This window comes from Blautia glucerasea, from assembly GCF_013304385.1.
Classification (GTDB): Bacteria; Bacillota; Clostridia; order Lachnospirales; family Lachnospiraceae; genus Blautia_A; species Blautia_A ammoniilytica.
This window is the reverse complement of record NZ_JAAITU010000013.1, coordinates 1-12,355: the sequence shown is the minus strand read 5'-3', so window position 1 is coordinate 12,355 and position 12,355 is coordinate 1. Positions and strand designations below refer to the sequence as shown.

At 40.5% G+C, this 12,355-nt stretch carries 24 protein-coding genes; 2 read left to right on the top strand and 22 right to left on the bottom strand.

Translation table 11 applies throughout. The annotated features are described in order from the left end of the window. Positions 1-15 precede the first annotated feature (15 nt). Positions 16-1,005 carry a 2-hydroxyacid dehydrogenase gene (locus G5B11_RS07000; RefSeq protein WP_158420479.1) on the top strand — a complete coding sequence of 330 codons (990 nt, stop codon included), beginning with the start codon at positions 16-18 and terminating at the stop codon, positions 1,003-1,005. A gap of 210 nt (positions 1,006-1,215) precedes the next feature. Here the strand turns inward: G5B11_RS07000 and G5B11_RS06995 are convergent, their stop codons facing one another. Both G5B11_RS06995 and G5B11_RS06990 read right to left on the bottom strand, forming a co-directional pair. Further along, positions 1,216-1,554, bottom strand: a complete 339-nt coding sequence (locus G5B11_RS06995; protein ID WP_173727356.1) for a hypothetical protein — start codon at positions 1,552-1,554, stop codon at positions 1,216-1,218. Positions 1,555-1,659: 105 nt separating this feature from the next. After that, positions 1,660-2,505, bottom strand: coding sequence for a deoxyribonuclease IV (locus G5B11_RS06990; protein WP_173727355.1), 846 nt, complete (start codon positions 2,503-2,505; stop codon positions 1,660-1,662). A gap of 232 nt (positions 2,506-2,737) precedes the next feature. Between G5B11_RS06990 and G5B11_RS06985 the strand changes: the two genes are divergently transcribed. Beyond that, positions 2,738-3,982 carry a CapA family protein gene (locus tag G5B11_RS06985; RefSeq protein ID WP_173727354.1) on the top strand — a complete coding sequence of 415 codons (1,245 nt, stop codon included), beginning with the start codon at positions 2,738-2,740 and terminating at the stop codon, positions 3,980-3,982. Positions 3,983-4,240: 258 nt separating this feature from the next. Here G5B11_RS06985 and G5B11_RS06980 read toward each other — a convergent pair whose 3' ends face one another. The 20 genes from G5B11_RS06980 to G5B11_RS06885 form a co-directional block, all read right to left on the bottom strand. Continuing rightward, positions 4,241-4,414, bottom strand: a complete 174-nt coding sequence (locus G5B11_RS06980) for a hypothetical protein (RefSeq protein WP_173727353.1) — start codon at positions 4,412-4,414, stop codon at positions 4,241-4,243. Between the two features lie 15 nt (positions 4,415-4,429). Next, positions 4,430-4,873 (bottom strand): single-stranded DNA-binding protein, encoded by a 444-nt coding sequence (locus G5B11_RS06975; protein ID WP_173727352.1) that lies wholly within the window; start codon positions 4,871-4,873, stop codon positions 4,430-4,432. 18 nt (positions 4,874-4,891) lie between these two features. After that, positions 4,892-5,728 (bottom strand): DNA-methyltransferase, encoded by an 837-nt coding sequence (locus G5B11_RS06970; RefSeq protein ID WP_173727351.1) that lies wholly within the window; start codon positions 5,726-5,728, stop codon positions 4,892-4,894. Next, entirely contained in the window at positions 5,707-6,123 is a 417-nt protein-coding gene (locus G5B11_RS06965; RefSeq protein WP_173727350.1) for a hypothetical protein, read from the bottom strand. The genes G5B11_RS06970 and G5B11_RS06965 overlap by 22 nt, the downstream gene beginning before the upstream one ends. After that, a complete protein-coding gene (locus G5B11_RS06960; protein WP_173727349.1) occupies positions 6,120-6,455 on the bottom strand; it encodes a hypothetical protein in 336 nt (111 codons plus the stop codon). The genes G5B11_RS06965 and G5B11_RS06960 overlap by 4 nt, the downstream gene beginning before the upstream one ends. 90 nt (positions 6,456-6,545) lie before the next feature. Further along, entirely contained in the window at positions 6,546-6,827 is a 282-nt protein-coding gene (locus G5B11_RS06955) for a hypothetical protein (protein ID WP_173727348.1), read from the bottom strand. A 426-nt stretch (positions 6,828-7,253) separates the two neighbouring features. Continuing rightward, entirely contained in the window at positions 7,254-7,853 is a 600-nt protein-coding gene (locus tag G5B11_RS06950) for a hypothetical protein (protein ID WP_173727347.1), read from the bottom strand. Further along, positions 7,813-8,121, bottom strand: a complete 309-nt coding sequence (locus tag G5B11_RS06945) for a hypothetical protein (protein WP_173727346.1) — start codon at positions 8,119-8,121, stop codon at positions 7,813-7,815. Before G5B11_RS06945 ends, G5B11_RS06950 begins: the two co-directional genes overlap by 41 nt. Positions 8,122-8,123: 2 nt before the next feature. After that, the gene (locus tag G5B11_RS06940; RefSeq protein WP_173727345.1) at positions 8,124-8,327 is read right to left on the bottom strand and encodes a hypothetical protein; all 204 of its coding nucleotides are present in this window, start codon (positions 8,325-8,327) and stop codon (positions 8,124-8,126) included. Continuing rightward, positions 8,324-8,515 (bottom strand): hypothetical protein, encoded by a 192-nt coding sequence (locus tag G5B11_RS06935; protein WP_173727344.1) that lies wholly within the window; start codon positions 8,513-8,515, stop codon positions 8,324-8,326. The genes G5B11_RS06940 and G5B11_RS06935 overlap by 4 nt, the downstream gene beginning before the upstream one ends. Beyond that, positions 8,512-9,426: a hypothetical protein gene (locus tag G5B11_RS06930; protein WP_173727343.1), complete on the bottom strand. Its 915-nt coding sequence runs from the start codon at positions 9,424-9,426 to the stop codon at positions 8,512-8,514. The genes G5B11_RS06935 and G5B11_RS06930 overlap by 4 nt, the downstream gene beginning before the upstream one ends. A 16-nt stretch (positions 9,427-9,442) precedes the next feature. Next, complete coding sequence (locus G5B11_RS06925) at positions 9,443-9,670, bottom strand: hypothetical protein (protein ID WP_173727342.1); 228 nt, start codon at positions 9,668-9,670, stop codon at positions 9,443-9,445. A 132-nt stretch (positions 9,671-9,802) separates the two neighbouring features. Continuing rightward, on the bottom strand, positions 9,803-9,958 hold the full coding sequence (locus G5B11_RS06920) for a hypothetical protein (RefSeq protein ID WP_022389492.1): 156 nt from the start codon (positions 9,956-9,958) through the stop codon (positions 9,803-9,805). Between the two features lie 67 nt (positions 9,959-10,025). Next, positions 10,026-10,409, bottom strand: a complete 384-nt coding sequence (locus G5B11_RS06915) for a helix-turn-helix domain-containing protein (protein WP_173727341.1) — start codon at positions 10,407-10,409, stop codon at positions 10,026-10,028. A gap of 11 nt (positions 10,410-10,420) precedes the next feature. Beyond that, positions 10,421-10,699, bottom strand: a complete 279-nt coding sequence (locus tag G5B11_RS06910; RefSeq protein ID WP_173727340.1) for a hypothetical protein — start codon at positions 10,697-10,699, stop codon at positions 10,421-10,423. Positions 10,700-10,719: 20 nt separating this feature from the next. Further along, the gene (locus G5B11_RS06905; protein ID WP_173727339.1) at positions 10,720-10,881 is read right to left on the bottom strand and encodes a hypothetical protein; all 162 of its coding nucleotides are present in this window, start codon (positions 10,879-10,881) and stop codon (positions 10,720-10,722) included. Then, entirely contained in the window at positions 10,874-11,317 is a 444-nt protein-coding gene (locus tag G5B11_RS18950; RefSeq protein ID WP_202188985.1) for a hypothetical protein, read from the bottom strand. Before G5B11_RS18950 ends, G5B11_RS06905 begins: the two co-directional genes overlap by 8 nt. A gap of 59 nt (positions 11,318-11,376) precedes the next feature. Next, entirely contained in the window at positions 11,377-11,877 is a 501-nt protein-coding gene (locus G5B11_RS06895; protein ID WP_173727338.1) for a hypothetical protein, read from the bottom strand. 19 nt (positions 11,878-11,896) lie between these two features. Next, positions 11,897-12,037 carry a hypothetical protein gene (locus G5B11_RS06890; protein WP_173727337.1) on the bottom strand — a complete coding sequence of 47 codons (141 nt, stop codon included), beginning with the start codon at positions 12,035-12,037 and terminating at the stop codon, positions 11,897-11,899. An 11-nt stretch (positions 12,038-12,048) separates the two neighbouring features. Then, positions 12,049-12,255, bottom strand: coding sequence for a hypothetical protein (locus tag G5B11_RS06885; protein ID WP_173727336.1), 207 nt, complete (start codon positions 12,253-12,255; stop codon positions 12,049-12,051). Positions 12,256-12,355 lie beyond the last annotated feature (100 nt).

The following is a 12,355-nucleotide window of genomic DNA, read 5'->3' as shown; positions in this document are numbered from 1 at the left end:
AGGAGGTATTCGCACATGAAAATTTTATTTTATGGTACTAAAAATTACGATGAAGAATTTTTCGAGAAGATCCTTCCGGATTACCCGGGGATTCAAATTAAATTTATTGAAGCCAATATCTACGAAGAAACTGCTTCTCTTTCCAAAGGTTATGATGCAATCTGTGCTTTTGTAAATGCAGATCTTAGTGCTCCTGTTATTGATGCTCTGGCAGAACAGGGTGTGAAGCTGATCCTGATGCGTTGTGCAGGATACAATAATGTAGATCTGACAGCCACACATAAACATGGAATCCATGTGCTGCGTGTTCCCGGTTATTCCCCAGAAGCTGTTGCAGAGCATGCCATGGCTTTGGCACTTACTGCCAACCGTCATACCCACAAAGCTTACATCAAATTACGTGAAAATAATTTTTCCTTAAATGGTCTGATGGGTGTGAACCTTTATCATAAAACAGCTGGTATCATCGGTACCGGTAAGATCGGTCAGGCTATGGCACGGATATGCAAGGGATTTGGCATGAAAGTTATCGCTTATGATCTTTATCCAAACAAAAACCTGGATTTTCTGGAGTATGTATCCCTTGATGAGCTTCTGGCAACCAGTGATCTGATCAGCCTTCACTGCCCGCTGACAGATGAAACAAAGCATCTGGTAAATGCTAAGACCATTGATAAAATGAAGGATGGAGTAATCCTTGTAAATACATCCAGAGGCGGTCTGATCAAAACAGAGGATCTGATCACAGGAATCCGTGAGCATAAATTCTTTGCTGTAGGTCTTGACGTATACGAAGAGGAAACAGACTATGTATACGAGGATATGTCTGAGGAGATCATGCAGACGTCCCTGATCCAGAGACTGCTTTCCTTCCCGAATGTTACCATGACTTCCCATCAGGGATTCTTTACAAAAGAAGCTCTATCCAATATCGCAGAGACTACCCTTCAGAATGCTGCTGATTTCATGAATCAGAAAGAGCTTAAAAACGAAGTATTATCATAACAGTTCAATACCCTAGTACAGTGAAAATGAAGTATCTGCTATATTGGCGCAGAATGATTTTCTCATATGCAAGGCAGAGGATAGTTATGTATTTCCATCACCAAAAATACCTCCGGCGTTCTTACTGCCGGAGGCTCATCTAAAAGCCCATCACATGCTTTTGTCCTGACATCTTAAATCCTGCCGGAGACTGTATTTTCGGAATATGCTTTACTGCTGACTGTCAGTCAGCCCTGCTTCTTCCAGCTCCTGCTGTACTTCTTTGTCAATCTCATCCTCTGTAACGCCTTCGTCCTCAAATACGCCGCTTTCGGCTGCATTCTTCTCCAGTTCTTCTGCTGCCTGACGCTCCTCTTCTGATACCTGGCTGTCATCAACACTCTGAACATCATCATCTCCCATTACTTCCAGATCTGCCAGTTCATCGCTGTCCAATGGCTCCATATCATCTTCAAATGCATCTTCTTCGCTTTTATTTCCACAGCCTGTTATCGTAAATGTAAAAGCAAAAATAATTCCAATAAATAATAATAATTTATATCGCTTCATATGATACCTCCTGTGCTGATTCTCTATATTTGTAATACAGGATAATTCATTTTCCTGTATTATTTACAGATATCATAGTTGGTGGCTTTTGCCCCCAACATCTTCCTATATTAGTATTAGTGATTCATGTTTTTCCCGAAGCAGATGAATCTCCCTTGTCCATCCTTCATCATCATTCGGTGTCTCAAGGATAACCGGCAGCCCTTGAAGAGCCGGGTGGCAGATCACTCGGACCAGTGCTTCAAGACCGATCTTCCCTTCCCCGATCCTGGCATGCCTGTCCTTATGGCTGCCTAGCTCATTCATACTGTCATTCAGATGAATGGCCTTCAGCCTTTCCAGACCGATCTGCTCCTGAAACTCTTCCAGAACCTGATCCAAATGGTCTGCTATATCATAGCCTGCATCCCACACATGGCAGGTATCCAGACAGATCCCCAGCTTATCCTTCTGGTCTGTAAGATCAATGATCTGCCTCAGTTCCTGGAAACTCCTGCCCACTTCTGTCCCCTTACCTGCCATAGTCTCAAGAAGAACGGTTGTGGTCTGCTCATTTGTCAGCACATCATTCAAGATTCCTGCAATCTTCCGGATCCCTTCTTCTGTACCTTGTCCCACATGGCTGCCAGGATGAAAATTGTAGTAATTACCTGGTGTAAACTCCATACGTCTCAGATCATCTCTCATGGTATCTCTGGCAAAATCCCGAAGATTTTCTTTGGCAGCACAAGCATTCAGTGTATATGGTGCATGAGCTACAATCTTCCCGAAGTGATGTTCTGCAGCAAGCACCTGATACTTTGCCACATCCTGCGGATTGATCTCCTTTGCCTTGCCTCCTCTGGGATTCCTGGTAAAAAAGGCAAAGGTGTTGCCTCCATTGGCTATGGTCTGTCTTGCCATAGATGCATAACCTTTGGCAGATGATGTATGATTACCTATATATAACATTCTTATTCCTCTCTGGTGTAAAATAGTTTTATGGGAAATATTATACTCCTTTTTTCCTCGTTTTTGTATTCTGAAAATCCCTATACAGCTTAGGCAGTTCTGGTGCAGCGGACATATGCTTATTGACGAAAACAGGAAATATTTGTATACTAAAATTTGTGAAAGTATCTAATTATATTTCTGACTTTTACACCAAACATCTCAAATATATATTTACAAGGAGATTTTTACTATGGCCGAAAAGAGAAATACCCGCCCGAAGCGTTCTGCCAAACCTGGCGGGAAGAAAGCACAACCGTCCATACAGGGACACAGAAAAAATATATATCGTAAATCCAGATATTATCGGCAAAGACAGCGTCGCATCCATATTTGTCTAGGGGTCCTGGCTGTCCTGCTGGTTCTCATCGTAGGCATTTCCCTTCACTCCTGTTCTTCTTCAGCAAAGCCTGCTTCCAGCACAGGTACACAGGATGCACCAGTTTCAAATAAGCAAGAAATCCCAGACAGCAATACTGAGGATACTACTTCTGAGGCAGAATCAACTCCTACGCAGGCTCCTGTCACTTTAACCATCAGTGTTGTAGGCGACTGTACACTTGGTACAGATGAAACCTTTGATTACAGTACCAGTCTGAATGCCTACTACGAAAATTACGGGAAAGAATATTTCCTCCAGAATGTAAAAAGCATTTTCCAGGCAGATGACCTGACCATCGCCAATATGGAAGGAACCCTTACCGAATCCACTCAGAGAGCTGACAAAACCTTTGCATTTAAAGCCCCTGCTTCTTATGCCGGAATCCTTACCAGTGGTTCTGTGGAAGCAGTCAACACAGCCAATAACCACAGTCATGATTATGGAGAGCAAAGCTTTACGGATACATTATCTGCCCTGGATGATGCAGGGATTGTTCATTTTGGCTATGACGAAACAGCAGTTATGGATGTGAAAGGGATCAAGGTGGGACTGGTTGGTATTTACGAGTTAAATGACCATCTTGAACGGGAACAGCAGTTAAAAGACAATATAGCAAAAGTAAAATCCGAAGGTGCCCAGCTTACCATTGTGATCTTCCACTGGGGCAATGAAAAGGAAACTGTTCCTGATTCCAATCAGATAACATTAGGCAGATTGGCCATTGATCAGGGTGCTGACCTGGTATGCGGACATCATCCTCATGTACTTCAGGGCATTGAAACATACAAAGGTAAGAATATTGTATACAGTCTTGGAAATTTCTGCTTCGGAGGCAACAGTGCTCCAAGCGATATGGATTCCATGATCTTCCAGCAGTCCTTTACCTTCAGCAATGGCTCTCTTCAGAATGACAATGTTACCAATATCATCCCCTGCTCTATTTCTTCTGCACAAGGCTATAATAATTATCAGCCAACGCCTGCAGAGGGGGATGAAAAAACACGAATCATGGAAAAAATCCAGGAACGCAGTTCCATGATTGATACCCTATCCTGATGTTTAAATATAGCATCATCTCATTACCAACAATTTCTTACAGAATTATAATAGAATCTGCAAAAGCCAAGGGAACTGACCCTTGGCTTTTTCTATTAATTCATAACTGTTCAATACCCTCAAAGCTACTATCTGCTGAATAATTACAACAAATATTCATTATGGATTGCTGTCAATGAACATGGCATCCCCCATAATTATGTATTGTAATCAAAATCCAACATTTGTTAGGTTGTGCATTTAATAGGAAATTTCTCCCTAATCTTCCTGTGATTCTTCACTACAATAAGCCTCTGCATCAGGTCCTTCTCCATAAATCTCTGCACACTTCTTGCTATCAGGATAAAAAAACATGCATGAACCTTCTGTTATGCTACATCCATATCCGTGATATTCATCCGTACAATATGCTGCTGAACATTTCCCTGCCATCTTTTATATTCCCCCTTAGTTAAATGGTAGATCATCATCGTCTACGCTCATAAATTCATCCGGATCCGGCTGTGGCTTCTGCAATTGCGTACTGTTTGAGTTATCCTGAACACTTCCGGAATTGTTCTGCTGACTGGTTGCTTTACTCTCTGCAAAATCTTGTTCCTCGATCACTATATCAGTTGTATATACTTTCTGTCCATCTTTATTCGTATAGCTTCCCGTTTGAATCCTTCCGCAAATTACAATCTTTGTACCTTTCCGGAAATATTTTTCTGCAAATTCTGCCGATCTTCCAAACGATACACAGTTAATAAAATCAGCAGATGCTTCATTATCTCTCTTAATTCTCCGGTCTACAGCAAGGGTAAATCTTGCAACAGCTGTTGCATTATCACCCTGGGAATATCTTACTTCCGGATCCCTGGTCAGTCGCCCCATCAATATTACTTTATTCATAGCTTTTTATCTCCATTTCTATAAGGTCAGCACCATTTGAGTATTATCAAAATTCAGCATTTCATCTTTTGCCCTGTTATAAAAAATCCTGTCAATTTCAAACCCAAATGCATTGCGTCCCAATTCATGTGCTGCTCGTAATGTGCTTCCACTTCCGCAACACGGATCAATTACAACATCGCCAGGATCTGTAAATACTTTTATCAGATCTTTCAGAACTTCTACAGGCTTTTGAGCCGGATGAATTTTAGGGATTTCTTTTCCATCCTTCTTCCAGGTAAACCAGTTGAAAATCATATGTCCTGTTCCTCTGATTGTTTTTCCATCTTCATCGTACTTTGCTCCATTACGGAACTTTGGAAGACGATCCCTATACAAAATAAGAGCATATTCAGTAGCCCCCACAATTCGCATGTTTGCTTTTAACACTTGTGGGCTGTAATTTTTGCAAAATACAAGAGGTATGTAATGAATAAAACCGTGCTTTTCAGCTGCCTTAATTAAAGTCTGTATCTGTTCAAATGAACAGAACACGATCATGCATGGCGAATTACTACTACGCCCTCTTTGCACTGGCCTTTTATCTTCCTTTCTCAGCATTTTAGAGCAAAAATGGAAATACTCATACAAGTTAAAATTAAAATCAGAATTAAATGCAGCTTTCCCGGCAAATTTACTTTCTCCATTTTTATTATCGCCGCCCTTATACCACATTGGATTTGAGCCATAGAAATTATTCCCAACATTATAAGGAACATCAGCAATGATAAGCTGTGCAGGGGGAATCGCATATTTTTTGTAATTCTGCATAGAATCTCTATATATTTCACATTTCAGTTTAGATTCTCTTTCCATGTTGTTCTCCATTCCATTTTCTGTCCACATCTATCGCAATATACTTTCCGTTTTTGATCATGTACTCGACCTTGATACAAAATCTTTCTTTCCCCAACCACACCCCCACACCTTGGACAATGCCATAAGTGTTTGTACTGCATTCTGCTTTCTCCATGTCCATCAGCAAACTCAATGAATATCGGGCATTTCTCATTCATATAAAGTTTAGGCTCTACCGGAATTTGCTTTTGGATTGCTTCCTGTAACTTCATATTTTCCTTTTCATCCAGCTTCGTATCTTCAAGAAGCCAATCTACAACATTCATTAGGTTTTGCTTTGAAAAAAATGCTTCATCGCTTGAATCACTAAGCTCCTTTTTTAATATTTTCAATTTGTTCCTCACATGACTCATGCTTCTACCTCCAAATCTTCCGGCATCTGGAATACAACAGCCTTTTCTAAAACATTCTGGATTTTCATATACAATTCATTAACTTCATTTGTTGATTCTATAAAAAGTGACATTGTAGCAAGTCCAGTAGCTGATGTATGAATAGTTTCATATTTTGCATAAGCTTCCTGAATCATGTCCAACACTTTGAGGGCTTTTTCTTTGCTCGAATAATGTCCGACTGGGCACACACAATCCGTTATGTCAAAACCCTGTTCGCATTCCCAGAATCTTAATTCGTGTATGTTGTCAAAATTAATTAATCGGCTTTTATCCTGACTTCTGATTACCATTTTTCATGCTCCTTGCAATACCGCCTGATTGTTCGCATGGCTTCTATTGCCTCCTGATCTGTGATCTTTTGTTTCTCTGTACTGATGATCTCAATCATTCCGTTCTCCTTCTTCCTTTGACTTAAACACCCACTGCATAGCAAGCCTGTTTAACACGCCAATGAAATCAAAAACATCCAGTTCATCATCACCTGTTACTGACTGGTACCAGGTGTACATAGCTATCAAGATTGCCGTAAAATCTTCTGTCAATGTTTCAATTTTAAGTTCCAATTTGCCAGCAGCTCCCAATTCTCTATCGTCCTCATCTCTATATACGTCCTGCATTGCGATTCTGAATAAAAGAGCTTTTCTTTCAAACTCGTTAATCATTCTGCTGCTCCCTCCTAGTCGTCTCAGAAACGACCGCCATAATATCTCGCTCCTCTTCCAGTTCTGTAGTTGAACCGTGTTTCTTCCGGTTTTCTACAGTCCGATACATATGCTGTACCTCTTGTGTTGATCCTGATCTTTACATTTGAACCGCAATTAATGCATTTGCATGTAAATGAACTATCCGTCATATTTGTAAAGTATCTGAAATCCTTCCCACAGTCACATTTAACATACATTGGTCTAAGATTCTTCAACAGTATTCTTTCACCACAAGAGCAATTTTCCCCTGAAATAATTTTCTTGGTGCAAAATCCCTTTATTTTCCCACAAGACGGACATTTTACATACAGAAATCCTTTGTATCCATCCTCCTGTTCAGGGTCCTGTTTGTTAAAAGATTCTTTCCAATTTTCCCCAAATAAGCTATCGTTTCTTGTATGTTTCATATCCTGTTCCTCCTGTACTATAAACATCGAATAAATCAAATATTGATAACTGCCCTTCTGGTAATGGCTTTTCATTTTTTATAACAGGCATCATTTCTTTTAGTTCCTCTTTTGCCTGTTTCATCATTTCTGAAAAATCCCAATGAATAAATCTTCGCATTGCAACAAGATCATCATCTAAAATACTCTGACTATACCCAGAAACATAACGGATCATGGTAGTTGCCTTCTGACCTTTTTCACTTTTTCCAACCAATTCCATATAATCAGAATTTTCTTTAATTCTATGTATCATTCTAAATGCTTGCTTCCTGATTTCTTCGCTCTTAACCATAAAGTTTGGAGGCATTTCTTCTGGAAGTGGTATGTAATATTCGTCTGGATAATCCTCTTCCTGCAGCTCTTCTTCACATAATCTACGATCATAAATAATATGATTCCTCAACAGGTTCAGATTTACTCCATCCGGCCAGAATGGATCATTGCCCCCATTCTCCCGAAGTCTTATCCAATGTGCGTGAGATTTCCCAATACTCTTAGCAAGCTGTTCCCTCCTGCTCATCTGATTTTTCATCATTTCCTATACTCCCAAGCTTTGCTTCGATTGCATTTTTGATTTTGCCTTTTAATGCTGGGCCTACTCCCTTTACCTCTCCGATCACTTCCATAAGCTGTTCACCGTTAATCGCTTTGATAGGTTTTTCGACTACTGCCTTTTTGCCATCATTGAAACCATTGGTATAAATACGTGTGCAAAACTCATCAAACTGCTGATGATCATATTTCTTTACTGTCTTGTACACTTCTCTGGTAGTTGTATAACCTCCTGTGCATCTTTTTGCCATTGCTATTCCTCCTGTGCCTGTAGCCATTCTCTGACATTCTTTTCTCTCTTTTCTATCGGACATTCAAGAGCGCAGCCACTCTCGCAGTCCTCGCATCCTTCATCACAACTTGGTACTTTCAATCCCTCGTCATAGACTTCTCCCCACGCTAACAGATTAACAAGTTCCTCGTCAGATAAATTTCTGATCTTATCCGCATTTGTCATGCTGTTTCCTTTCCTAACCAATGTAATATATCTCCAAACGCATCATGGATTTCAGCAGCATTCCCTTTGTTATCAAGCACCGATAAGTACGGTTCCTCATCATACAATGATACAAATGCGCATATATTATGCAGCCATGTAGCCAGCTCCTCATTACTCATCGAACGAATCCACTCAGCATTTGTCATTTCAACGCCTCCAAATCCTTTTTCACTCTTTCCAGTGAATATCTGGCATTATCTGTAAGCTGTCTCTGCCAGCAATCATTTTTCGGACTCCATCTAAAACCATTCTTTTTCAAAATATCTCGTATATCTGATTCTGGTTTACTATCAAAGAACAGCTGTAAACGCATGATTTCCGTATTTTCTACGGTACGGAAATACTTATTTTCACTCTCGGTATTTCCTTCCGTTTTAGCCGCTCTGAGCTTCTTGAGTCTGCCTTCTATCCGGTGAATCTCTGCATTATTGTTTGAAAGCTGGTATGTAACAAAAGGCTTGTCCTCATAATGCCAGTCCTTCTGCATTTTCTCTTTCAGGCTATCAATCTGTTCCTGTGTCAATACAGGGCAGCCATCTAAGGTTTTATTCTTTCTATAGTAGGCATTTGCAGCTTTCATCTTCTCCTGTAATTCCTTTAATCCGTTAAGCTTCTTTTCCAAACGTTCTACTGCATCGGCATCACCGGACTTGATAATGCCCTTTCCGTTTCCAATACTCCGGATCCTGTTCAACATCTTCTGGATTTCCTTGAACTCCTGGTAGTTTCTATCGGATGCAGCATTCTGTTTTTCTTTCTTCCTTACCGGAAAATTTGCAGGTCCGCAAATCATAACTGACGGACACATACAACCGATACGGCTTCGATCGTTCAAATTGGCTGCCATCTTTTTAGAATATCTCTCTGCAATACCATATACCCGGTCAGCTTCCTCCGGTCTGTTCTCAGCAACCTTGTCTGCCAGATCATATGCCTCGTCAACATATCCTTTGTATTCTGCTGTCAGGCTGCCTTCTTTGTAATCCCGGAAAGACATCATCTCATGAGCAGACCTTGCGGACTGCTCATTGATTTCATAATAGATTCGTTCTCTCATTCTTCCTTTTCCTCCTCTATTTCAGTGTGATGCTTACGCTGTCATAATATCCGCAATAAACCATTTCAACACGTAATCCTCTGATGTCATTCAGCTTTGGATTGAAATCAATAACTTTTCCAGAATAAATTGTTACCTTTTCTGATTTCGTTTCTCCCGTTTCCTCATCTGTTTTTATAACATTTCTCTCTATTGAAATTGTCTGATATCCTTTTAAAGTATCCAGAATTTGTAATAATTCCATGGTACATCCTCCATTTTTCTTGCTTTCTTCCTGCCTTTATGTTAATATCAAACCGAAGCGGGGGCAGGTGAATACCGCCTCGGTTCTATTGGGTTTGGCTCCGGTTCTATTTCTTAGGTAGGCTCCGGAGCCTTATTCTTTTTTCTCTTTCTTCTCTGCTTCTTTTTCTGGAAGTTCATTTCCTGTCATATAAGTTGCTAAGTCGTATGCTTCTTCTGCTGTATGTCCATGTGCTAAAGCCCATCGCATTGCTCTCACAACCATGTCCCCAGTGTTTTTAGTTGGCATTTCAAAATCCTCCACTTTCTCACCTGCCTTTCAGAACTCATTGGAACTCGTTTTATTGAGTTCTTGATTATAATTTAACACGTAGGTTAGTAGTGTCAATACCCTTTTTTACATTTTCTTCAATTTTATGAGTTTTTAATTTCAAAGAATATCCCATTGTCGCAAACAGCTTTTGAACAAACTCATAGCTGACCTGTTCTTCGTCTGTGCTCTCAAAGAAATCCGCTATTTTCTTTTCTTCGGTATCCTGATCACACTCTTTTTTCTCAACTATAAGATCATAATCAAGAGCCGCAAGAATCTTTCTTACTGCCTCAAAATTAGGACTGGTATTTCTGTTTAATTTCATCCAAAGATTCTGTCGGCTTGTTCCTACCTTCTCTGCCAGCAAATCATATGTCATTCCTCTGTCCGACATTTCCTTTTTGATAAACTCTACAATATTCTGCATTTCTGCCTCCTTTACGCTACTCGGTATCTGTATTCAATACATTCGCAGTTACTATTCCATTCTGCCGAATCAGCTACAATCCCCTTTTGTTCTTCCACTATCTCAAGTAGATCGCCTTCGTACAATTCTTCCATCGAATAACCACGTTCTTTTTCGATCTCTTCAATTTCTTCATCCAGAAACAAGTTCCCATCTTCATATACCGGTTCGTTCTCATCCCATGCTTTTGGTTTTTCCCGTTCCTCCCGGCGGCGTTCCCAGTATTCATCTTCGCCAGATATTCCACACATAATGCCTCGCCTCCTTCAGATCATCTAGGTATATAGTCATATCTGGTATGCCAATGGTATTGATATAACTTTGTTACCGGGTTGATGCCCTCATACCGTTCTCGCCATTCTTTCAGCATTTCTTTGTATGTAAACAGTTCTCCGGTTTCTTTATTCCGGTATATCTTATCTGCATTATTCATCCTGCACCGCCTCATCAGGCAAATACACCACTTGAATATGTGTACCCATATGGCAATCGGGCTCTCCGTCAAATTCGTTTCCTGCTGATGAGTTGAGTGTATCTCCTCTTTCCTCGCAGCACTCTCTCGGACTGCAGCAATCTGTGTTCTTCCAGAGTTTTCCGTTCTCGTCCTCGTATACATATCTACCCCAGCTGTCTACGCCCTTGTATCTCAGGTGGAGTGTCTTCACTTTCACTGCAACCAGTTCATAATCAACAACTGCAAAATATCCCAGTGGTTTGTCGTATTCAATATATCCCCACGCTTCCTGCCCGATCTCCTGTACAAATTCTTTCTGATCGAAATTATGGATTTCCAGTACCTTCACGTATCTGTTTTTAGGGTAGCTTCCTGGCATAACCGGACGCTGTGTGCTGTAATAACGATATTTCATTGCTTTTGCTTCCTCCTCTTATTTTTTTCTGCCCCAGTTTTCTGAGGCAAATTGCTTTATTAATCAAGCAGGCATTCCTGCGAGATACTGTATTTTTCTTTCAGTTTTTCAAAAGCTCTGTTTGTTACCCGGTATTCATTCCAACCAACTCTATGGTCTTTTGAACAGAAGTCCTTTTCCTGATATTTCTTTATAAGCTCAATGCCTCTGCCTTTAAGTTCCAGTGGTGTATCAATGAACCAGTGCTTTCCGTAATATCCTCTGGATGCCTCCATCTGGCAATCTGGTTTCTGGCCTCCCATTTCTGGTGTATAGCAATATACTCCAGGAACTTCAACAGGATCTGTAGCTGACATTTCCAGGCGTTTCTTTTTTCCCTGTTCTTCTAGCTTCTGTGCCTCTCCATCCAGCAGGTTTCCAGCTTTCTCAAGTCGTTCCATGCTCTCAATATACCAATTAAGTGCCTCCGTTGTTTCTGCTCCAGAAATCAACCTGGACAGATTATTATATCCATTACTTACCACCTGTTCTTTTACAGGAAACTGAATGATCTGTGCCATGCCCTGCGTCCTCCCTTTCTCATTTAAGGTTGTTGATATATTTTCTGCATTCTGCATAGGAACCGGTATAAACAACCATTCCTTGATGCATTACAGTACAGGTATCACTCCATCTTGTGATCTCGTACACCTTACCATTCGCAAGTTCGTATCTTTCCATGCCCCTCCCTCCTATGCCATCACTTCATAAACACCTGTAAAGAAACACTCCTTATCGCCCCAGTCCCTAACCTTTACTTTCTTTGCTTCTCCTGCTCTTTCGTTTGCTCTACCAGCGTGCTGAATCAACTTGTATGTAACAGTTTTTGCTGTTCTTGCAACGATTTCAAACATCACTGCTCCGCTTGCATATCTTTTTCCGACCTCAAATTTTCTCATTTTTTCTCCTCACTGTGCTTCGTCATATTTTAACTCGTTTTATTGAGTTCTTGATTATAATTTAACACGTAGGTTAGTAGTGTCAATACCCTTTTTTACA